21 protein-coding genes, 1 other RNA gene and 2 pseudogenes are annotated in these 22058 nt (G+C 36.3%); 10 read left to right on the top strand and 14 right to left on the bottom strand.

Annotated features, from left to right (window positions below; genetic code table 11):
- Window positions 1-54 precede the first annotated feature (54 nt).
- Both IPH52_25390 and IPH52_25385 read left to right on the top strand, forming a co-directional pair.
- Complete coding sequence (locus IPH52_25390) at window positions 55-2007, top strand: MASE1 domain-containing protein (protein MBK7058320.1); 1953 nt, start codon at window positions 55-57, stop codon at window positions 2005-2007.
- Window positions 1980-2462 carry a response regulator gene (locus IPH52_25385; GenBank protein ID MBK7058319.1) on the top strand — a complete coding sequence of 161 codons (483 nt, stop codon included), beginning with the start codon at window positions 1980-1982 and terminating at the stop codon, window positions 2460-2462. Before IPH52_25390 ends, IPH52_25385 begins: the two co-directional genes overlap by 28 nt.
- On the opposite strand, the gene IPH52_25380 is transcribed toward IPH52_25385, so the two are convergent.
- A complete protein-coding gene (locus IPH52_25380) occupies window positions 2463-3335 on the bottom strand; it encodes an NAD(P)-dependent oxidoreductase (protein MBK7058318.1) in 873 nt (290 codons plus the stop codon).
- A gap of 222 nt (window positions 3336-3557) precedes the next feature.
- Between IPH52_25380 and IPH52_25375 the strand changes: the two genes are divergently transcribed.
- Window positions 3558-4325 carry a GNAT family N-acetyltransferase gene (locus IPH52_25375; GenBank protein ID MBK7058317.1) on the top strand — a complete coding sequence of 256 codons (768 nt, stop codon included), beginning with the start codon at window positions 3558-3560 and terminating at the stop codon, window positions 4323-4325.
- A 139-nt stretch (window positions 4326-4464) separates the two neighbouring features.
- On the opposite strand, the gene IPH52_25370 is transcribed toward IPH52_25375, so the two are convergent.
- Both IPH52_25370 and IPH52_25365 read right to left on the bottom strand, forming a co-directional pair.
- Window positions 4465-5148, bottom strand: coding sequence for a PIG-L family deacetylase (locus IPH52_25370; protein MBK7058316.1), 684 nt, complete (start codon window positions 5146-5148; stop codon window positions 4465-4467).
- Window positions 5141-6076, bottom strand: a complete 936-nt coding sequence (locus IPH52_25365) for a patatin-like phospholipase family protein (protein MBK7058315.1) — start codon at window positions 6074-6076, stop codon at window positions 5141-5143. The genes IPH52_25370 and IPH52_25365 overlap by 8 nt, the downstream gene beginning before the upstream one ends.
- A 79-nt stretch (window positions 6077-6155) precedes the next feature.
- On the opposite strand from IPH52_25365, the gene IPH52_25360 reads away from it, so the two are divergent.
- The 3 genes from IPH52_25360 to IPH52_25350 all read left to right on the top strand — a co-directional run bounded on the left by IPH52_25360 (window position 6156) and on the right by IPH52_25350 (window position 9703).
- Window positions 6156-6521: a hypothetical protein gene (locus IPH52_25360; protein ID MBK7058314.1), complete on the top strand. Its 366-nt coding sequence runs from the start codon at window positions 6156-6158 to the stop codon at window positions 6519-6521.
- Between the two features lie 8 nt (window positions 6522-6529).
- A complete protein-coding gene (locus IPH52_25355; GenBank protein MBK7058313.1) occupies window positions 6530-8914 on the top strand; it encodes a PAS domain S-box protein in 2385 nt (794 codons plus the stop codon).
- Window positions 8915-9019: 105 nt separating this feature from the next.
- Window positions 9020-9703 (top strand): hypothetical protein, encoded by a 684-nt coding sequence (locus IPH52_25350; GenBank protein MBK7058312.1) that lies wholly within the window; start codon window positions 9020-9022, stop codon window positions 9701-9703.
- Window positions 9704-9707: 4 nt separating this feature from the next.
- On the opposite strand, the gene IPH52_25345 is transcribed toward IPH52_25350, so the two are convergent.
- Together IPH52_25345 and IPH52_25340 are read right to left on the bottom strand one after the other, a co-directional pair.
- Entirely contained in the window at window positions 9708-10514 is an 807-nt protein-coding gene (locus IPH52_25345) for a sterol desaturase family protein (GenBank protein MBK7058311.1), read from the bottom strand.
- A gap of 1 nt (window position 10515) precedes the next feature.
- Complete coding sequence (locus tag IPH52_25340) at window positions 10516-10752, bottom strand: hypothetical protein (protein MBK7058310.1); 237 nt, start codon at window positions 10750-10752, stop codon at window positions 10516-10518.
- Window positions 10753-11067: 315 nt separating this feature from the next.
- Here IPH52_25340 and IPH52_25335 point away from each other — a divergent pair, with 315 nt between their 5' ends.
- The 4 genes from IPH52_25335 (at window position 11068) to ssrA (ending at window position 15170) form a co-directional block, all read left to right on the top strand.
- Window positions 11068-11868, top strand: coding sequence for an HNH endonuclease (locus IPH52_25335; GenBank protein MBK7058309.1), 801 nt, complete (start codon window positions 11068-11070; stop codon window positions 11866-11868).
- 508 nt (window positions 11869-12376) lie between these two features.
- Entirely contained in the window at window positions 12377-14080 is a 1704-nt protein-coding gene (locus IPH52_25330; protein ID MBK7058308.1) for an acyl-CoA dehydrogenase, read from the top strand.
- A gap of 223 nt (window positions 14081-14303) precedes the next feature.
- The gene (locus tag IPH52_25325) at window positions 14304-14717 is read left to right on the top strand and encodes a hypothetical protein (protein MBK7058307.1); all 414 of its coding nucleotides are present in this window, start codon (window positions 14304-14306) and stop codon (window positions 14715-14717) included.
- 103 nt (window positions 14718-14820) lie between these two features.
- Window positions 14821-15170: a transfer-messenger RNA gene (gene ssrA, locus IPH52_25320) on the top strand.
- 120 nt (window positions 15171-15290) lie between these two features.
- Here the strand turns inward: ssrA and IPH52_25315 are convergent.
- From IPH52_25315 to IPH52_25275, 9 genes and pseudogenes are all read right to left on the bottom strand, one after another.
- Window positions 15291-15902, bottom strand: coding sequence for a rhomboid family intramembrane serine protease (locus IPH52_25315; protein ID MBK7058306.1), 612 nt, complete (start codon window positions 15900-15902; stop codon window positions 15291-15293).
- The gene (locus IPH52_25310) at window positions 15899-17038 is read right to left on the bottom strand and encodes an N-acetylneuraminate synthase family protein (GenBank protein MBK7058305.1); all 1140 of its coding nucleotides are present in this window, start codon (window positions 17036-17038) and stop codon (window positions 15899-15901) included. Before IPH52_25310 ends, IPH52_25315 begins: the two co-directional genes overlap by 4 nt.
- 278 nt (window positions 17039-17316) lie before the next feature.
- Window positions 17317-18371, bottom strand: a pseudogene (locus tag IPH52_25305) (acyl-CoA dehydrogenase family protein).
- 80 nt (window positions 18372-18451) lie between these two features.
- Window positions 18452-18765 (bottom strand): annotated as a pseudogene (trxA, locus tag IPH52_25300) (thioredoxin).
- A 45-nt stretch (window positions 18766-18810) separates the two neighbouring features.
- The gene (locus IPH52_25295; protein ID MBK7058304.1) at window positions 18811-18963 is read right to left on the bottom strand and encodes a hypothetical protein; all 153 of its coding nucleotides are present in this window, start codon (window positions 18961-18963) and stop codon (window positions 18811-18813) included.
- Window positions 18964-19246: 283 nt separating this feature from the next.
- Window positions 19247-19417 carry a PD-(D/E)XK nuclease domain-containing protein gene (locus IPH52_25290; GenBank protein MBK7058303.1) on the bottom strand — a complete coding sequence of 57 codons (171 nt, stop codon included), beginning with the start codon at window positions 19415-19417 and terminating at the stop codon, window positions 19247-19249.
- Between the two features lie 445 nt (window positions 19418-19862).
- On the bottom strand, window positions 19863-20039 hold the full coding sequence (locus tag IPH52_25285) for an AAA family ATPase (protein ID MBK7058302.1): 177 nt from the start codon (window positions 20037-20039) through the stop codon (window positions 19863-19865).
- Between the two features lie 1014 nt (window positions 20040-21053).
- Window positions 21054-21392, bottom strand: coding sequence for a hypothetical protein (locus IPH52_25280; protein MBK7058301.1), 339 nt, complete (start codon window positions 21390-21392; stop codon window positions 21054-21056).
- A 450-nt stretch (window positions 21393-21842) separates the two neighbouring features.
- A complete protein-coding gene (locus tag IPH52_25275; protein MBK7058300.1) occupies window positions 21843-22016 on the bottom strand; it encodes a hypothetical protein in 174 nt (57 codons plus the stop codon).
- Between the last annotated feature and the right edge of the window lie 42 nt (window positions 22017-22058).

Here is a 22058-nt window from a genome sequence, read left to right as displayed (position 1 = left end):
AAAAACTTAATGCAATCAAAGTTGAGATATTTATTTACAAGCATTCTGATTTCTATGGCTTTCTACTTATTTGCCAAGATCGGTTTAAAAATTGCATTTATTCAATCGAATGTCACATTAATTTGGCTTCCTTCTGGCCTGTCACTTCCTGTTTTACTTTTCGGGGGTTATAAGTATTTGCCTGCAATTAGTATAGGAGCATTTTTTACAACCTATTCAACAGGTGCACCGATTGGTTTTGTAATAGCCACTGTTATCGGAAATAGTCTTGAGCCTTTGTTCAGTGCCTATTTTTTAAAATCCAGACTAGAGAATAACAAATATCCGCTTAGTCTAAAGAATGTTGGTATGTTCTTTCTGATTGCAATTATCATTGCGCCTACAATTAGTGCATTGATCGGAGTTCTAGGTCTATGTTTAAATGGCATGGTCGAATGGAATTCTTTTTTTTCAATTTCACTTGGTTGGTGGGCAGGCAACGCATTCGGTGTATTAACCTTAGGGGCTTTGGTCTTCGCTTGGTTATCAAATTCGAATATTAATCCTACAAAATCTACTCTGCTCGAAGGATTCTCTCTTCTCATTCTATTGACCTTCACCCAAACAATTATTTATTTTGATCTTGTTTCGCCTATCGCCTCAATGTCTCTTGCATGGACTGCATTTCCATTTTTAATTTGGACTTCCATTCGATTCAATCATAAAATTACAGTAACCTTTACTTGCACAACAATAGCGATAGCGGTCTTTGCAACGATAAGCGGTAAAGGTCCACTCTTTACGGGATCAATCAATCCTAGCCTATTTCTGCTTTATGGATTTTGCAGTATTACAATGTTAAATTCGATGATACTGACAGCAATTGCATCTGAAAGAATTTTAAAAGAAAAAAGTCTAGCGCGTAATAACGAATTGCTCAGACAAACAGAAGAAATAGCAAGAATTGGGTCATGGGAAATGGATACGGTAACAAAGGAGCGCACTTGGACTGATGAAATTTTTAATATTCATGAAGTCCCGATCACGAAGTCTCCTCTTTCATTAGAAGAGGCTATTCAATTTTACCCTCTTCCAGGTAGATTAGTCCTACAAGCTGCCATGCAAAATGCTATAGAAAAAGGAGTTCCATACAATCTTGAATTACCATTTATTACAAAGAGTGGTAGAAGTTTATGGATTCAAACGCAATGTAGAGTTATAAGAGTCAATGATAAAATTATAAGACTGATAGGAACTTTCCAAGATATTACTTTACGCAAAGAAACAGAAACGGAATTGATTAAAACAAAAGAAGCGGCTGAAGCGGCAAATCAGGCTAAATCGGATTTTCTTGCAAATATAAGTCATGAATTACGAACTCCTTTAAATTCTGTAATAGCGCTAACAGATTTATTATTAAAATATAAATTGAATGCATCACAAGAAAAAAATATGGCAATTGTTTTTCAGTCTGCAAATTCATTGCTCGATTTACTCAATGATATATTAGATTATTCTAAAATTGAAAGCGGCCAGCTTGCTCTAAAGATCGAAAAAATAAAATTAATAGAATTAGTTAATCAATCAATAAACACAATCAGATCCGCAGCCAATGATAAAAACATTTCCATTCTAACTAACCTTGCTAAAAATCTACCTACTTATATATGGATAGACTCTACTCGACTACGGCAAATACTAATTAACCTTTTGATTAATGCAATTAAGTTTACCAATGCAGGAAGCGTTGAAATAATAATTGAAGTTTTAAAATTTGATTCATCAATAAACCAAATGCAAATTCTTTTTTCAGTCATTGATACAGGAATTGGAATTTCAGAAGAACATCAGAAAAGGATATTCGAAGCATTTACACAAGCAGATAGCTCCACGAGTAGACGCTATAAGGGAATTGGTTTAGGACTTAGCATTTCGAATACACTTCTTAGGCTAATGAACAGTAAACTGAGATTGGAAAGTGAATTAGATAAAGGAAGTAGATTTTATTTTATTCTGGAAACAAAATAGAATACGAAAATATCCAAGAAGATGCAAAGTATTCGTCTACGAATGAGAATTATAATAGTTTCTTTCCAGACTCAACTAACATTTCCAAAATCCTAGTTGTTGATGATGATCCAATCAATTTATTTTTAGTAAGGACAATCATTCAAGAACTATTGCCAAATTCTAAATTGATTGAAGCAATGAATGGAAAAGAAGCCATTGATATATTTCAGAAAGAGAATCCTGACCTAATTATACTAGATATACAAATGCCAGAAATGAATGGACTCGAAGCAACAATAGAGATTAGGAAGCTTGAAAAGGAAAAGCGAACACCTATCATCGCATTAACCGCAGGAACGATGAAAGGGGATAAAGAGAAATGCCTCTCCATCGGTATGGATGATTATGCGTGCAAACCATTTGTAAAATACACAATTGCTAAACTATTATACAAATGGTTATTCAATCAATAACTATTCAAATCCATTCATCTTTTGATTTACTTTAAATAGACTAATAAAATCTTCTTCTCCTAGATTCTGCGACATACCAGAATCATAAATCGACTTGAGTGAATGAATTAAAGGCAAACTCACATTATGCGACATTGCGATATTAAGAGAATGATTTAAATCCTTATTCATATTCTTGAGAGAAAAATTGGTAGAATAGTCATTGTTTAAAATACAATTTACTTTAAAATCTGAGATACCAGAGCGCGCTGCGGAATTTGTTATTATTTCATGAAGAATTCCCAAATCAAGTCCGAGTTTTTTTCCAAGAATAAGACCTTCCATATAAACTTGTGCAAGACCAGCTTGCATCATATTAAGGGTAATCTTCATTAGCTGCCCATTTCCAACATCACCACAATGAATGACTTTTTTACCACAGGCTTCCCAGATGAAATTGCAATCCTGAAAGTCTTCTTGACTTGCTCCAACCATAAATAGAATTTCACCCTTATCAGCAGCCATTTTACTTCCAGTCATAGGAGAGTCTACAAAACGAAAACCTCTCTTGAGAGATTCATTGTGCATTTTCGCTGTTAGCCCAGGTGAACTCGTTCCAAAATCCAAAATAGTGGCATGTGTTGGTTCAGCCATTACTTCCATAAATGATTTTTCTACAATATGGTCTTCAGTCAGACAGAGAATAATAAAATCAGCATTTTGCACTGCATCCTTAATTTCCGAATAAATGATAGTATTCGCATCTTGCAACTCTTGAATCTTAGAAGGATTACGCGCAAATATCTGTAAGGTCGCGCCTGTCTTCTTTAAGTTTTTTACAAGCCCGCGTCCCATAATCCCCACACCAATAAATGCAATTTTTTTATTCATAATAATCTCCTTTCGCATAATCAGAATTTATCGTTGTATGATTCAGACAACTCAAAAAATACATTCGAAAGATTCATTGTCTTTCCGTAACTACTCAGTGTGTTTTGCCACAGAGGCAATCCATTATGTTGAGTAGTTACGTCTTTCTATGAATAAACATTTTATTGACATTTTATTAGAAAGGGAAAGAATGAAATTAGTAAAATCTCTAAGAGGTGGCAACTTATGGAAATCATAACTATAAATAAACAGAACTTAGAAGAAGAGCATATTTGTTGTGCTATTGGGAATGATAAAAAAAATCAAGCTAGAGCCAATTCAAAAAAAGATTGGATGAGAGATCGATTCAATGATGGTCTGATTTTCAAACGTTTTGACCAGAGAGGAAAGATCTTCATTGAATACATACCAATTGAAAAAGTATGGAAGCCAATTGTTGGCAAAAACTTTATGGTTATCAATTGTCTTTGGGTTTCCGGTCAGTTCAAAGGGAAAGGTCTTTCGACTCAATTATTAGAAGAATGTATAAAGGATTCAAAATCAAAAAAAATGGATGGAATTGTTGTGGTGACGGGTAATAAGGTGAAACCGTTCTTAACTGATAAAAAGTTTTATATGAAACATGGATTTGAACTGATTGATTCCGCTCCTCCTTATTTTGAATTACTTGCACTTAAGTTTAATCAGAAAGCGGATAATCCTAAGTTTGTGAAGAACGCAAAAGAAGGAATTTGTTCAAACAAAAAAGGATTTACTTTTATTTATTCCAATCAATGCCCGTTCATGGAAGAATATATACAATTAATGGCGTCCGTCTGTAAGAAAAAGAAATTCCCTACTGAAGTAATAAAACTAAAAACGATGAAAGAAGCACAACAAATTAGTAGCCCCTTTGGAACAATGGGAATTTACTACAATGGGAAATTAATCACACATGAGTTAATGCCAGAAAAGAAATTTGATTCTTTTGTTGATGCAATAAAAGAAAAATAAGCTGAATACCGCTGAAAGAATTCAGAAATTTTTTACTTCAGGGATCGAGTAAAAGCATAATTTTTGTAACGCAGAATGATGAAAAACCTCATTCTCTCTGTGTCTCAGTGCCTCCGTGGCAATGCTTTTACGCAACGCCTTATTTCAAAAACAATTTTCCAATTTCTAAAATACCAACAGTGTCACGCATGAAAAAAGGCTCTGCGTATTCTGTGTGAATGCGTAATCCGAAATAGCGATTTGCCTCAAGAGATTCACGGATGAATGCCCCCTGCCCTTTCTTTATAAACTGAGATTCATAACATTCAAGCACCTGTCTCTTTCTTTCGATATAGGGACTAATATCAACACAAAAGGATGGTTCTAGATTTAGTTTAATATGATTGGGGAAATAGTAGATTACCCGCTCTGGAAAGAAAGGTTCTCCTTTTATGTCTGATTTTGTAAGCTTGGAATAGAAACGTGCAGAATCGGTAAGCTTACTCACCGCAATATGATCTGGATGCACATCATAATCATAATGCGTAAAAATATATTCCGATCTTATTTCTCTAAAAACTTCCGCCAGCTTGATTCGATTTTCCACTGTTTCTTCTATATAGCGATTTTTTAAGTCGAGAGTAATTCTTTTTACCCCCAACAAATCCGCTGCTTTAGTTCTTTCTTCTTTTCTTATTTCAACAGATCCATGTGGTGTAGGCTCTCCATCAGAAATATCAAGAATGGTAACTTCATGTCCTGCGTCTAATAGACGTAAAACGCTACCCCCCATAGAAAGCTCTACATCATCTGGATGTGCACCGATGCAAATTATTTTACTCATATTTAGAATTCAAAAAAGAAAAGATTTTTTCTTTTTGTTCCTCCGCATCTTTTTTCCCGAGTTCATAGGCTTCTCGAGCACCTATTGCATTTGTATAATCAAACGTATGAATGGGCAACTTCCCATCTGGCTTTATGAAATATGTATTTTTCATTACTTCTTCTGACTTCCCATATAGTGTTGTATCTTCATAATAGATTCCAATCTTTTTTCTCGTATTAGAAAAAGATTCAAGGAGCAAATTGTTTGTTAGCCCTCCGTCTAAGTAATATTCTTCATTGATTCTCTGAAAACTAAGCACCGGTGGAATAGAGGAGGAATTCATGATTATCTGCTCGGTAATAGCGGGATACTGAAAGTCTTTATTTGTAAAGATTACTTCTTTTAGATTCCATTCCTTTACAATATTGTCTACTCTGTGACAGGGGAGTCCTTTCTCTTTGTCTTTATCGTCTAGTAGAACTGCTCTCATGGTCTTTGGAATGAGAAGCAATTTCTTCCAATAATTATGCAAGTTTCCTTTTCGGGGAAATGCTTTTACAGCTAAGATAAAAATCTTCACCCTACTCTTTCCTATTTTCTCGAAGTCTATCGCATAACGTAATGTTCGTCGATACATATTCTCGTGGGGAAATGGTCGTTTGCCCATGAGAAGGTGATGAGGCCAAAAATTACTTTTGTTTCGTTTGAGTAGTTGTTCAAAGTATTCGATTCCCGCTTCCTCTCTACCCGACAAAATCATGAGCCCTATGGCAGAGCCAGCGCTCACGCCGGAAATTTCTTTTATCTTTAACCCCCAACTTCTAAGTTTATATCCAACTCCTAAACCATAAAGTGCTTTGCATCCTCCACCTGCTATGGCGAGTGCTATTTCATTATTTCTCAAAACTTTGTTAATTTTCTTTCGAACTGACTTTAATGCAGGCATAGATTTATTAGTTTTCGCCTAATTTATTCTAGCAATAAAAAAACGTTTTAAAAAATAAATACTGTGTTAAACTCGCCTTATGAGAAGATTCTATTTAAGTATTAGTTTTACGATAACCTGCCTTTCGGCGGGGTGGCTATTCTCCCAAGAAGGAGAATTTGTGGAGATGAAAATGCATGACTTTATGGAAGATCATGTGGAATTGGCAGAGAAAAAATTCAAGAAAGGCGATAAAGAACCTTTGAAGAAAATGCTAGAGGCAATGCCGAGCTTTGCAATTCCAGAAGACAAAGAGGTTTGGGAAAAGATAACTTCCGATGCACTTAGCTCAGGAAAATATCTTTCATCCTGCAAAGCCTGTCATTCAAAGTTTAAAAAATCTTATAAAAAATCGTATAAGAAGCGATTAATTTCTATTCCAAAAGATATTCTAATCAACAAATAATTAAATCCATGACGAAAGAACTTTTTCAAAAAATTGCAAAGCTTGCTAAAGGCGAGAAAGACACTGAAGTCTTAATGCAAACTCTCATTGACTGTGAAGCAGAGATTAATAATAAATTTGCACAAAAAGAATATCTTCTTTCTCATGCTCTTAAAATTGGTAAGATTGCTACTTTCAATCTAGATGTCGCTTCCAAAAAAATTGAATGGTCTTCTGAAATTTATCAAATTCTAGAAAGAAATGAAAATGAGTTTTCTTCTAGCGTAGGGGCATATCTAAGTTTTGTGCACAAAGATGATTTGACTGGAGTGCGCAAGAAATTGAGAGAAGCCATAAAATTAAAAAGAATTTTTTCCATTGAATATAGACTCATCATGCCCGATGAAAAAATTAAATATGTATTGAGTGAAGGCAGCATAGAGTATAATAACAATAAGCCGATAAGATTCCTTGGATTAACCCAAGACATTACAGAGCGAAAAAATCGAGAAGAAGAATTAAAAATCTATAAGCATATTCTCAAAAACAATTGGGAAGCAGTTGTATTTGCAGACATGCAGGGAATAGTGCGTTATGCGAATACTTCTGCTTATGCGCTTTACGGATATGAAGAGCCCGAATTAATAGGACTTAATGTAGACATTTTCAATTCTCGTGATACAATCCAAACGCCTGAGATTATTGATTCAATCCTAAACAAAGGTGGTTGGTCGGGAGAATTGATACAAAGAAAAAAAGATGGAAGTAATATTCAAACACTTCTGACAGTTTCACTCATAACAAACGACCAGGGCGAGCCAATCGGTTATTCTTCTAATAGCAAAGACATTAGTGAAAAAAAATACTATGAACAAAGACTTTTAGGAGTTAGAAATTTTTTAGATAGCATCATCAATGCAATCGCTAGTCCCGTCTTTGTGAAAGATATACTACATAATTGGATTTTATTAAATGATGCATTTTGTAGCTTCGTCGGATTCAAACGGGAAGAATTGCTGGGCAAATCAGATTATGATTTCTTTCCAAAAGAAGAGGCTGAAATTTTTTGGTTCAATGATAATAAAGTCCTCATTGACGAAGAAGATGTTGTAAATGAAGAGTCGTTCACAGATTCCTTTCATCAAAGAAAAACTATTCTCACTCGAAAACGTCTTTACGTAGATGAGGCTGGAGACAAATACATAGTAGGTGTAATAACAGACATTACCCGCACAAAAGAATTCGAGAATGAATTGATAAAAGCAAAAGAGCACGCTGAGATTGCAACATTAGCAAAGAGTGAATTTCTCGCTGATATGACACATGAAATAAGAACCCCGATGAATGCAATCCTTGGATTTTCTGAGCTATTGAAGAATGAAATCAAAGAGGGAAAAGCACGGAGATATCTAGATGGAATCATGAGCAGCGGCAAAAACCTATTAAACCTCATCAATGATATTTTAGATTTATCAAAAATTGAAGCAGGGAAGATGGAGATCAAAAATTCTCCTGTATTGATGCATAGTGTTTTGAGTGAGTTACAAGAAATTTTTAACTTAAAATCCACTGAAAAGAATGTTGAATTAATATTTGTAATCTCCGGAAATTTTCCAAAAATAATTTTGGTAGATGAACTTCGTCTTAGACAAATTCTTTCCAATCTTATCGGAAATGCAATTAAGTTTACAGAGTCGGGATCTGTAACTGTAAAAGTGAATTCTGTGTTTAATCGCAATAATCCCAACAAGATGGATTTGATGATAGCTATAGAAGACACTGGAATTGGAATAACGGACGCGGAACAAGAAAAAATTTTTGAGGCTTTCTACCAACAATTAGATCAGAATATAAGCAAGTTCGGAGGAACAGGACTAGGACTTACTATTTCGTGTAAATTAGCTGAGATGATGAAAGGAAAGATTGATTTGCAAAGTAAAGTGGGAGTTGGCACAACGTTTACTCTTCATTTGCCGGACATTCAGATAATGAATGAAAATTTAAAAGAAGAAGATATAAATAATGCTAGTTTAGGATTGCCAAAATTTTCTCTTCTAATTGCAGATGATGTGGATTACAACCGTAATCTGGTAAAAGATTTTTTAAGCGAATATGAAATTGAATTCTTTGAAGCTTCGGACGGAAAAAGAGCATTTGAACTTGCTCGTGATTTAAAGCCAGATATCATACTAATGGATATTCGAATGCCAATTTTAGATGGACTAGATGCAAGTCGAATGATCAAAGAAGAGGAAAACTTAAAAGACATTCCAATTATAGCACTCACTGCTTATGTGATGAAAGACGCAGAAGAAGAAATTAAAAAATACTGCAACGGATTCATTCGAAAACCTATGAGCAAAAGAGATTTACTGACCGAAATCATTAAAATACTACCAACTCGTATATTGTAGTTGCAAATTGCATATTGTTTTAAGTCAAAAAAATAAACTCTCTCAGACAATAAAATCTAAAAGTGAATGACACGATCTTAAAACAATATAGAATGCGTTTACTTTATGGAATTCGACGAAATTTTCAAACACCTACTAGACGTGAACAAGGATGCACCGGATAGTCGTATTCTGAAATTGGAATGTCCAATACCGCAAAAATATGAAATTGCGATGAATGAATTCTTAGAGAAATTTTTTGTAAACGATCCATTTGAAATTAAGCCACAAGACTTAGAGACGTTTAGCACTCCGACTGGAAAAATAAAAAAATTAAAATTTGATAGAAGACCTTCTACATTTTTAAGCATTCTTAGATTTTTAGAATTATATAGACAACAGTTAAAAAAAATTCAAGGCAATTTGAGTATACTTGCGAGTTGCTACAAAAAATTTGAATCTAACGATCTATTTGATCCTGTGAATTCAGTATTGAAGAACGAAATTTTTTCTCATTTGTTATCCGCCGGTCGGCTTTTAAAAAAATGGAATCCTCAAGTGGAACAACTATACAAGATTACTCTGACTAATATCAATTTGGCGATAACCGAGTCAGAAGCCATCAATGGTCGCGGAAAAGGATTTGTAAACATTCGAAAAATTCACAGCGAAGGATATTTAAACTTAACCTTTCATCCTTATTACGAAAACATGATTAACTTCTGTATCATGTGCATAGCTTTCTCTGCAAAATTTGAAACTATGACAGTCGATTATAGTGCAAAAGCAAAAGCAGCACTTAACTTATAAAACATTAACTCTTTTCTGTTGGTTTTAAAAATGGAATTCGTAGCATCCAGTCAAGTCTCAAATACTTTGAATCTCTAAAAACAGGAAGCCCGAGCGTTAAACTTCCCTTAGCCTCATTTCTTAAAGTTCCAAGAAGTCTATCCCAAATGGAAAGATTAAATCCATAATTCATATTGTATTCAGAAACCAAGACGGAATGATGAATTCTATGAAGTGAAGGGGTAATCACTATATACCGTAAAACTCTATCGAGCGCAGCAGGAATAAAAATATTACTGTGATTAAACATAGCCATTCCATTTAGAATCACTTCAAATAGAAGAACAGTAAATGGAGAAACTCCTGAAAGTAAAATGGCAGACCATTTAATCAACATAGAAATAATAATTTCAATCGGATGAAACCGAGTTCCACTGGTAACATCTAACTCCAAATCAGCATGGTGCATTTGGTGAAGCTTCCACAAAACAGGAATGGCGTGAAACAAAACATGTTGAAGATAGATTACAAAATCTAAAAATACTAAACCAACAAGAATATATATCCAGTCTCCCGGGTTTAGAAGTCTTAAAAATCCAAACTGTCTAGTAGCGGCAAACTCTGCTAAGCCGATGGCGGTTACAGGAAATAAAACTCGAACGATTAAATTGTTTAATAAGACAAGACCCAGATTCGAACTCCATCTAGTCGTCTTAGAATACGGAGACTTGTGATCTGGAAATATAACTTCCCAGAGGGCAAAGAGTAAAAATAATCCAAAGAAAATTCCGAGTCTAAAATAAACTTCTTTTTGTAGTATCCAAGTTTCCATTTTATTTTACTTCCACTTTGTTCTTAGAATAATAAAACTTTAAACCAATGATAAAGAGAGGACTCAAATGAAAAAGTAAATCAAAGATATCAATTGGTTTTGTAAGCTCACCTTTGACTAAGAGTAAAATTTTCTCAATCGAATGAGGCATTGGAACAAAAGGTGCGAGTCCCATCAAAACTGCTCCAATGATAAGGTTTGTATACGTTATTTTGTCTAAGAACGATAGATATTTCATTCAAATCTCCTATTGCCTAACTTAAAAAGAATCTTTTCTTTGTCAAGCCTTATACGGTAGGGGGTATACTATATCTTCTTTCGTATATCGGATATATCAAATTGCAGTCCTTGTTGCGGTTCATCTTGCAGTTCATCTTTAGTCTTAAAATTTCAGGAGTATAGTTGAACTGCAACGTGGACTGCAACATGAACTGCTACTTGGTGTATATTTGCTTTAAATTTATCTTATCGAGTGTGTGTTGGCAAGGATTTGATAGTGCGAATTATTCGGTCAAGTTTTAATCCCTTGACTTTTAGTGCGAAAAGATTCAGTTTGAAATTAATGAATACATATTTATTAGCGTGGAATCCGAAAAGGTTTGATTGGGATATACAAGAAAGTATTCTAGAAATTTCTAAAAATGGATTTTGTAAAGGAAGATGGAGTTGCGGTCAGCTAAAGAAAATTAAAAAAGGAGATAGAGTTTTTTTAATAAGATTAGCGAAAGAACCAAAAGGTATTGTTGCTTCAGGCTTTGCATTATCAGATGTATTTGAAGATGAACATTGGGCAGAGGAAAACAAAAAAGGTCTTTATATAGATATAAACTTTGATTGTATTTTAGATGTAAATGAAAATGATATTTTGAGATTGGAGTATTTAAGTCGATTAGATTTTCATTGGACAATTCAAGCTGCGACTACTATCCCAGAAGATGTAGCGAAGAAAGTAGAAGAATATTGGAGCGAATTATCAAATGTATCCGCTATTTTTCCTAACGAGTTAATAGATGATAAAATAATTTATGAAGGAAGTATTACAAAGGTTCTAGTAAATAAATATGAAAGAAATCCAGAAGCAAGGAAAATTTGTATAGAGTATTATGGACATAAATGTTCAGTGTGCAATTTTGATTTTGAAGAAGTATACGGAGAAATAGGAAAAGATTTTATACATGTTCATCATATAAAGCCATTGTCAGAAGTAAAAGAAAATTACATTGTAAATCCTGTAGAAGATTTAATTCCAATTTGTCCGAATTGTCATGCAATGATTCACAGACGTAAGAAAGTATTATCTAAAGATGAATTGAAAAATATTCTAATGAATCCTAAAATAAGGGAAAGTATTTAACATAGAAAAATTTTAACTAGACCTACCCAATAAGACAGAGTCTAAATAACTTTCAAAGATCAAAATCATAAAAAAGGGGATAATACCAATTACCCTTAAAACACAGAAGCCTCGGGTTAGGGATGGAAGCGGCGTCCATTTTTTGCTTATGCAAGAAAGTCTTCGCAGTCAAGAAGTGAGTCTGCAAAAAATGGACGAGAGCGAGAGCCCGACCGGCGTGTAATTCCTGTAGGTGACGCATACATGCGTTCACTAAGTATAAAGCCGACGGGAACCCCCAAACAAATCAAATCCAAAAAAGTTTTTTTGTCTAGACGTAATACTAAAACTATAAAAAAGTCAAATTAAGAAAAAAGAAATACGAAGACTTTGTAAAAATGTAAATGATTGCATTGTCACACTGAGCCAGTCGAAGTGCGCTGTCTATAAAAGCATGGATTCGACAAGCTCACCATGACAAAAGTCAACTAACAACGTTTATTATTAATTAAAATTCCAAGGAAACAAAATGAAACTCTTAAACCCTAAGAAAGAAAAGTATGAGCATCTAGACGAAAAGTCTAGAAACCTAATGTTAAAGACAATTGAGTTTTTTGAGACTAAAGGCAAACTCAAAGTTCTAGATGATGACCACAAAAAAGTTTGGTATGCAGACTTTTTAGAGTTTGTGAAAAAAGAAAAAGCATTTTCCATTCTCATGACTCCGAAAGGATATGGTGCGAATGATTCTCGTTGGGACTCCAATCGTATTATGGCGTTCAATGAAATTCTAGGTTTTTACGGTTTGTGTTATTGGTATACATGGCAAGTTTCTATGCTTGGTCTTGGTCCGATTTGGCTTTCTAAAAATGAAGGCATTAAAAACAAAGCCGCAAAACTTTTAGAAGAAGGCGAAATCTTTGCTTTTGGTTTATCTGAAAAAGAGCACGGTGCTGATTTAATCGGTAGTGATATGATGCTTATCCCCAACGGTGATGGAACATATAAAGCAAGTGGAGACAAATTCTACATCGGTAACGGAAACAAAGCGGCTATCGTTTCTACTTTTGGTAAAGTAAAAGATAGCGGCGAATTTGTGTTCTTCGGTGTAAATTCACAACATCCAAAATATGAATTGAAACCAAACATCGTTACCTCCCAAAACTATGTAGCCGAGTATGAGTTACACGATTATCCAATTACGAAAGATGATATTATATCTATTGGTCGTGAAGCCTGGGATGCATCTCTTGCAACTATCGCATTTTGTAAATTCAATTTAGGTTGGGGATCTGTTGGTATTGCGACTCACGCATTTTATGAGTCTATCAACCACGCCGCACATAGAAGACTATTCAATCAATACGTAACTGACTTTGCTCATATCAAACAACTTTTCATGGAAAGCTATACTCGTCTTGCTGCTATGAGAATGTTTTCTTTCCGTGCAACTGATTATATGAGAACAGCTTCTGCGACTGACAGACGTTATCTCCTATTTAACCCAATGGAAAAAATGAAAGTCACCATGCAAGGTGAAGAAGTAGTAACTGCTCTTTGGAATATCATTGCTGCTAAGGGTTTAAACAAAGATGCTTATTTTGAATTGGCAATTCGTGATATCCAAATGCTTCCAAGACTTGAAGGAACTGTGCATGTGAACATGATCCTGATTATGCGCTTTATGCAAAATTATTTCTTCAAGCCAGATGCGTCTCTTCCTGTCATTCCAAGAGTTCATACTTTAACAGATGATACCTTCCTTTTCAATCAAGGTGCTACTACAAAAGGTTTCGATAAGGTTGTTTTCCATGATTATAACATTGCGTATAACAGCTATAATCTCCCGAACCTCACTATCTTCAAAGAACAAATCGCAGTCTTCAAAGAACTACTCGACAAAGCAGCTCCAGACAAAGCGCAAAAAGTAGACATCGACTTTATGCTCACTCTTGGAGAAATGTTTACTCTTGTGGCTTACGGTCAGTTGGTGCTCGAGCAAGCAAAACTCACTAACGAAGAAGAAGCTTTAATCGATCAAATCTTTGACTTCATGGTTCGTGATTTCTCCCGTTATGCGACACAGTTGTATTCAAAACCTACTAGCACAAAAGAACAACAAGACTATGCTATGAAGATTTTGCGTAAACCTGTTTTAAATCAAGAAAGATTCGATCATATCTACAAAGACCATATCATGGCTCTTGTGGATACTTATGAGATGAATCGATAATTGATTATTATCCACTGTAGGTTATGCATATATGCATAACCTACAAGTGATATCGCGAAATTGTGTTTTTTGTTAAACGTAGAGACAAGTTTCAAACAGCGTAAGCGTGTCTCTACTCCTTTTAAAATTTTTTTCATTCTATCTTCTTCCTCTCGTAAAAATCAAACACTTCTTTTTTAATAATGTTGTTTGACATTATTAAATAAAACGAGACTTTGATCCCATGAACAAAAAATTACTCTTACGAATTGCGGCGGGCTTGGTTCTATTTACCTGCATTGGACATACGTTTGGAACGTTTATGCCGATTCCAAAAGAAGAAGTTGAAGTGATGAATACTACGAACATTATGAAGGAAACGTTAGTCTCCATGCCTATTGGTAAAGGTAAAAGTTATTTCGATATTTTTCTTGGGAATAATATTTGTGTGATTGTTTATCTTTTTGTTACAGGACTCAGTTTTATTTCCTTTTCCTCTTCTGAGAATACAGATACAAGCAATCGTAGAATGTTACTTCTACATAGTCTTGGATTAATTGCAGTTGCTATTGTGAGCGGACTTTACTTTTTCCCTCTGCCTGCTTTTTGCACCGGTGCCGCAGGAGTCTTAGGCTTGGTTGTTTACTTGCGCAAATAAGACCGACACAATAAAATTTCTTCAAAGTAACTCAAATTACTAAAAAAATATTTCTTTACCGCACAAAGGAAGATAATTTACAGTCTAAACTTCACAAGTAAATGGGGACGATTTGGTTTCGACTGTTGTAGACCTGGGTACTGTGGCATGTAGAGGTGAGAGGCCGCCTTTAAAAACTCTCAAAAAACAAACGCTAACAACGAATTAGCTTTAGCAGCTTAATCTAAGCCGCTACGAGAAACTGCTCTAACTTTCCGGTGGGCAGCGTATCGACTCTAAACGGAAAGTTGCACAAGTCGTTCTCCGACTTGGATTTGTGCAGAACCAAAGTTGGATAGGAGTGAATCACCTGTTTGTAGGTCAAGGCACTTCGAGATTTATTTACAAACTAAACATGTAGAGGCTTTACTTATGTGCAATAGGACCCGGGTTCGACCCCCGGCGTCTCCATTTTCTACTTTCAAGTTAAACACGTAGCAGTTTTACTTCTGTGCAATAGACCAGGGTGCAACCCCCGGCGTCTCCATTTTTTGTGCAATAAACAAACCTTACACCGACCGTATTCTTTACTCTTTATAAACTAATCGATTGAATAAAATGACTTATAACATCTGGCATTAAGATAGCTGTAATCACCATACCGGCTACTGCTCCATAAAAATGAGCTTCGTGGTTGATGTTGTCGTATTGATTTTCTGCGGAATAATAAGAGTATGCGAGATATAGAAATCCAAACACAAAGGCAGGAACTCCAATTGGAATAAACATGATACCGATCTTAGCCATTGGTTGAAATAGAATAAAACTAAAAATTACACCCGATACGCCGCCTGACGCACCGAGACTGCGATACACAGGATTCGTTTTATTTTTAAGAATACAGGTATACACGCTCGCCACTATAGAGCCAAAATAGACTAGAAAGAATTTGGAAGAACCAAGATAGCTTTCTAAGACAAAGGCAAACGAATAAAAAGAAAACATATTAAAAAGCAAATGCCACATATCCGCATGGATGAACGCATGAGAGAAAATACGATAGTATTCTTTTTTGCGAATCATCCCATACGGATGAAGGATGAATCTTTCAATTAAAGATTCATCCTTGTAGAGAGCCCAGAGGCTAATTCCTATTGTCCCTATTAGGATAAAAGAAGCGACCGGGAATAGAATGAGATATCTCAAGCTTTAGACCTTTTACTAAAATATGCATCCATTTCAGCTATGAACGGATTGATGTTTTGTTCGTAAGCTAAGATTGCTTGAATTGCTTTTTCGTATACGCTCATTACAAGAGCTTGCGCTGCATCACACATTTGTTCTTTACGGAAAGATTCTTCGTGTAAAGTTTCAGTGATAGAGCCGTCTGCTTTGAATGGAAGACAACCAAGTAGATTTTGCATTACAATCTTATCATCCCCCGCAACATGAGATGGATCAAAAATAGTAGGCAGTATTGTTTTTTTCTTAGCGTGTGTGATAACGTTAAAGTCAGGAGTATTACGGCAGTAACCTTCTTTGATGAATAGCGTCTTAACACCGCGCTCGCAGAGGATAATATTGAGATTCCCCTGATTGGCAATGTATTCTGCTGCTGAGAACCATTCTTCTGCTTCGTTACCAAAACCACGTTTTAGAATTACAGGTTTCATCGTCTTACCCACAGCTTCGAGTAATTCAAAGTCTTGAGCGTTTCGAGTTCCGATTTGAATCATGTCTGCATGTTTTGCAACTTCTTCTGCCATGGTATGATCCATAACTTCGGTTACGTATGGTAAGCCGGTCTCTTCTCTGACTCGGTCAAGCATTTTGATTCCTTCCCATCCAAGTCCACGCCAATCAGTTGGTCTTGTTCTTGGTTTGAAGGCGCCACCACGAATAATCATTCTATCTAAGATTCCATATTTTTCACCGAGAGCTTTGGCTTGTTTTGCAATAGTAAGAGTTTGTTCCAGCGTTTGAGGAGAATCAGGTCCTACGATAAATACATGTTTGCCGTTTCCAATTTTACGAACGAAACCATCAGGACCTTTTACTTCTACAATTCTATCTGGTCTATGAACGACTTCGCCTGCTTTTCCAGCGGCTACTCTAGCAATATTTTTATAAGGTGCCGATACATTCCAGATGCGGCTAACACCTGCTAGTTCCTTTACGTAACCTGATTTTTCAGAGATTTTTCTTGTGTCTCCAATGAAATGAATGGTATCGCTTACTCCACCACCACGAATAATTTCTACATCATTGCCACACTCTGCGGCTAATTTCTTTATCTTTTCTTCTGTCTCGGAAAATCCCTTTTCTAATTCTACAATATCCATTTTTTACCCTCGAAATACAAAGTCCTATCGAACGAGTAAAAGTCAAGAAATACTAGTAACTCACCTTTCAGAAGATGAGTTTGGGGGTCTACCTTTGTTGAGTAGGTAAAGTTTTACCAACAAATTACAAAATCCTGTGAATCTTGTTAATCCTGTCTAAAAACTCTTCTAGACATGATTAACAAGATGGACAAGATTAGGATTTATAATTCATATTATTACAACACTTAATTTTACCTACTTCTAACAGGTAGACCCTGAGTTTGGATTTAGGTGGACTAAAGCCCGATGCTACGAGCGATAATTTCTTTCATGATTTCTGTTGTGCCGGCGTAGATAGTTTGGACTCTTGCATCTAGGTAAGCACGGGCGATTGGATATTCCATCATATATCCGTAGCCACCGAAGAATTGGAGGCAATCGTCTGTATGTCGCTTTTGCATTTCAGTAGAATACCATTTAGCCATAGAAGCTTCGCTTGTAGTAAGCTCACCCGCCATAATAGCATTAACCGCTTGGTCACAAAAAGAACGACAGACTTCAAGTTCTGTTTTCATCTCTGCCATTTTAAAACGAATGTGTTGGAAACTACCAATCTTTTTACCAAATGCTTCGCGCTCTTTGAGATAACGAAGTGTAATCTCATGCACTGCTGCTGTTGCCTCTGTTGCGCCAACTGCAAGCACAAGTCTTTCCTTAGCAAGTTTAGTCATTAGGTAACGAAAGCCCTGCCCTTTTTTCCCGATTAGATTTTCTTTGGGAACTTTTACATCTACAAAGTGCAACTCAGATGTATCTTGGGCTTTTAATCCTATCTTTTCGAGTCGTCTGCCTCTTTCAAATCCAGGCATACCACGCTCTACCATTAAAAGACTCATCGCGTCATCGCTTGTCTTTGCGGCTACTATCACGTAATCTGCGAGTTGTCCGTTGCTGATAAAAGTCTTGGAGCCATTTAGAAGGAAGTGATCGTCTTTTTCAATTGCGGTGGTTCGAATTGCTTTTAAGTCAGATCCTGTTCCTGGCTCTGTCATAGCAATCGCTAGAATCTTTTCGCCAGACACACATCCGGGAAGCCATCTTTTCTTTTGCTCTTCGTTCGCGTATTCTGAGATATACGGCGCGATAATATCATTGTGAAGAGAAACAAAGAAGCCGCTGTTCCCTGCACGAGAAGACTCTTCAATGATAATGAGGTTGTATAAAAAGTCTGCTCCACTACCGCCATATTCTTCCGCGACATCAGGACAGGGTAAACCTGCCTCGCCTGCCTTACATAAATCTCCCTTGGAACGATTCCTACTTTTTCCCATTCTTCGTGGAATGGCTTCACTTCAGTCTCAAAGAATTTGCGAGTAGTTTCTCTGAAACTGTTGTGTGCTCTTCTGTGAAAGGAAGACTTCGTTTCACTTTCTACTGATGCCTTTCGATAAAGTTTTTGATTTGGTTCTTTGGCAATGCTCCGATTGCTTTATCAACCAATGCTCCGTCTTTGTATAACAAAAGTTGGAATAGACTGAATTCCTAGGTCTTGCGCTGTCTTTTGGTTATCATCTACGTTTAATTTTTTGATGGAAACTTTAGCTCCGTATTCTTTAGATAATTCTTCTAGAACAGGTCCGACCATTCTACAAGGACCACACCATTCTGCCCAACAATCTACCAATACTAAAACCGGAACCGGTTTCTTGCTTATAAGTTGAATCTGTAATTTCTGCCAATGCCATAAAAAACTCCTTTTAAGTGCTTCTTATTATTAGATAGTTAAATATCTAACGATTTCCTTCTTTATCTAATTCAATAGATAATTCTAGTCTGACTTTGTCAAGCTTCACAATAAATTGAATGGAAAAAGATACGATATTTTCAGTTATCCGATGAGCCATAGCCAACCATACACTAGATTTGCAGAGTAAATCTCGCAAGTGACTGTTTGGAAATCGATTTTGACTGTTTGAAAATCCAACGGTAAACAGTCAAAATCTATCGTCAAAGTTTACCGACGCGCCGTTAAACTTTAAAGATTGTTTAGCTAAACTTTAACGCCACGTTTTTAAACTTAGACAGAAGCCTCGGCAAACACTGCGCAAGCTTTTGCAAACAGGGACAGAGAAAAGTCAGTGAAACTTTTACACACTCTCAAATTTCTCAAGAATATATTCCCCAATATTTCGATCTTTGAACTCAACTCCCACAAGATAAATATCTTTACCTTTGTTTAAATATTTTTCGTAATATTTCTTGTTTTGATTTGGGCAAGGGCTTCTTCTTTGTGCCGCTTAGTTTGAATTCAAAAATATAAATGGAATTGCTTTCGACTACTGCATCTACTCGACCAAGATTTGTTTTCACTTCCGTTCGTATCTTAAATCCCAACAAGGTGAATGTAAGACAGAATAGAGTTTGGTAGTATTTCTCTTGCGATTACATGAAGTCATATTCATATCTTAAACAAATATTTTCCTACAATAGGAAATGCGAGGCTTCTGGATCATCGACTGCCAATGCATTTAAAATTTCATAAAGTATAGAATCAGAAAAATCCTTGCTTTCCAGCTTGCGAGTAGAGCTGTCAGAAAGCATTCTTCACTTCATAATTCGGAAAATCTAATGTAAAAAGTTTTCTCTGCACTATAATCCTTGATTTTCAAATACCCCTGTTTGAACAAGAGGCGTTAGACTTAGGTCATCCACTTCACTTGAAAAGTTTAAGGCATCTATTTTTAATTGGAATTTCTATGATGTCTAGTTATTTTAAAAATTAATTTAACAAAAGAAACTCAAGGTGTGCCTGTCTCAAACCAATGGTGTTCAAACTTTTCTTTTAAATCACTAGTAGAGTGGAAAAGGGATTGTAAACTGAGATCCCTTCGGAGAGACGATAACCGTTATACCAAGCGCGAATTGTATTTAGAGTTTCAACTCCAGTTTTACTTTCGTTGATTTCAGAACAAGTATAATTTGAAAAATAATTATCGATTCTTACCTTTGCACTACCCACGTTAGGTCAGAAATAGTGCATCATCGAGTTATTATCAATTGAGGTGATTCAAATTGCTAAACACGCCCACCTTCGAAAACTTACTCGCTCGTGGCAAAGGGAAATCGGATATACTCATCTTACCCTTTTAAACAGTAAAAACCCTTTCATCACCTCGCGCGTTTGAGGCAATCTCTATATCTTCTAGATGATCGTTGACCGGGTTTGTCGTATTCGTCAATTAGGATAACAACTTTTTCTGTCACTCCTATGTTTCATGATCAGTTCTTCCAAATCTGTTCAAAGTATTCCTTCTTGCTTAAATGAATGAGAATGCGCTTCCGCAATATAATCAATTGATTATTAATAAATCCTTTTTTTAAACCTCATAGTTCATTTGTTTTCTGTTTACTAAAATCGAGTCGTATGACTGAATGTCTTTCATTTGTATTCGAATTGAAAAACCAAGTCCCTGGAAGAGTTCTTTTGTTTCGAGAAATTTCTTCAGTGTAAGGTAAGATTCTTTTCCAAATCTGCCAGGCGAGATAGAATACTAAGCTCAGGCAAGTTTTTGATCATCTGATATACCTTTTTGTGTTTTGTCTATGTATAGATAATTTCCCTCTATGAGTTTTCAGAGGATTTTAATTCCTATCAGGAAACGGTTTCATAGTTACACTATTGGGTTAGAGTTTTGGGAGTCAAGGAAATCTAGAAAAAGAAAATTCTGTGTGTTGCCCCAGGACGTGGATTAACCACGCCCTTGGGCAAATACGAAATAATCCTCATTCAAAACGCTCAAATGTCAAACTACGGTCCGGAGACACAGCGCACCAGAATGGGTGCCACTCTGCAGCTCTCAGACGAGATACCAGCGATGAATTCGACTGTCCACGCATCGCCTGCAGATCTCTGGGTAGAACTCCAATAAAAATTGGCAACTGTATTCCCAGGGAAATAAAGTATTAATGGAAGGACTTGGAGCTCCTCCTAAGTTAGATCATCATTTGGCATTTCTTGTTTGTAGTGTTGCATTCAGTGTAATTTTAATTCATTTTTAGTAGGAACACGCCAGTTGGTCTTACCATTAGTCCCTGCACCTGCGTTTAAACCATTACAAGCTGTATACGCCCCACTTGTGCCAGTCCCATTTAGGAGACCAGTTACTGCATCATTGCACGATTGGTCAGCTATATTACAGTATTGAACTCCAGTTGCTCCGTAAGCTGTTGCAATGCCAGTTCCTGAGCGTGTGTTCGTGGATGATTTCCAAGCTTGTCCATGGCTACATTTCATCAAGTCAGAGTCTGTGCCGTGTAGGTTTGTTTGTCCACCCAAGTTCCAGCAGTGACTGCCAAATTTGAATAGTTCCATTATTATTGTCAGTAAAGACCCCCAATTGCGAGTTATTGGAACGCTACATGCTAAAGTTACAGTTGTCACATTCACGGTTGCGGTTCTAATGCTGCCCAGCCACCGAGCAGGTCAAACCAGTTGGTTGGGTTTCTGCGTTACAGCATAGGCTGTTCCTGTTGCTATCCTTTGTGCTCAAATGTGAAGCTAGTCGCACCACTTGCTACTGTTAAATCGTTACCTGCGTTGTTTTGCAATACCAAGCCCGTTGCTGTAAGGTCGGTGATCGTTCCACCGATTGTATGAGTTACTGCAACGCAGGTAATGCCGGAGTTGTCACATTCGCGGTTGCCGTCCCTGTTCCACTTGAAACCGTGCAGGTTAATCAGTTGGTTGTGTTTTCACGGTTACTGCATAGGCTGTTCCTGTTGCTATCGCTGAGCTTCGTCTTGAAGCTAGTCGCACCACTTGCTACTGATAAATTGTTACCTGCGTTGTTTTGCAATACCAAGCCCGTTGCCAGCGGGTCCCGTAATCGTTCCACCGATTGTATGGGATTGCTGCTGTTCCTGTCACTTCCGTTGCCACTGTTCCACTTCCTCTAGAGGCAAGTGCTGCGCCGCGAATAGAGGAGTTTATCGTCAACCTTTTCTCCTGACAATTTACAAATGTCAAAGTCGCAGCTAG

Source organism: Leptospiraceae bacterium (genome assembly GCA_016708435.1).
In the GTDB taxonomy this organism is placed as follows: Bacteria; Spirochaetota; Leptospiria; order Leptospirales; family Leptospiraceae; genus UBA2033.
The sequence above is the reverse complement of the archived record's forward strand: the minus strand, read 5'-3'. Positions and strand labels throughout refer to the sequence as shown.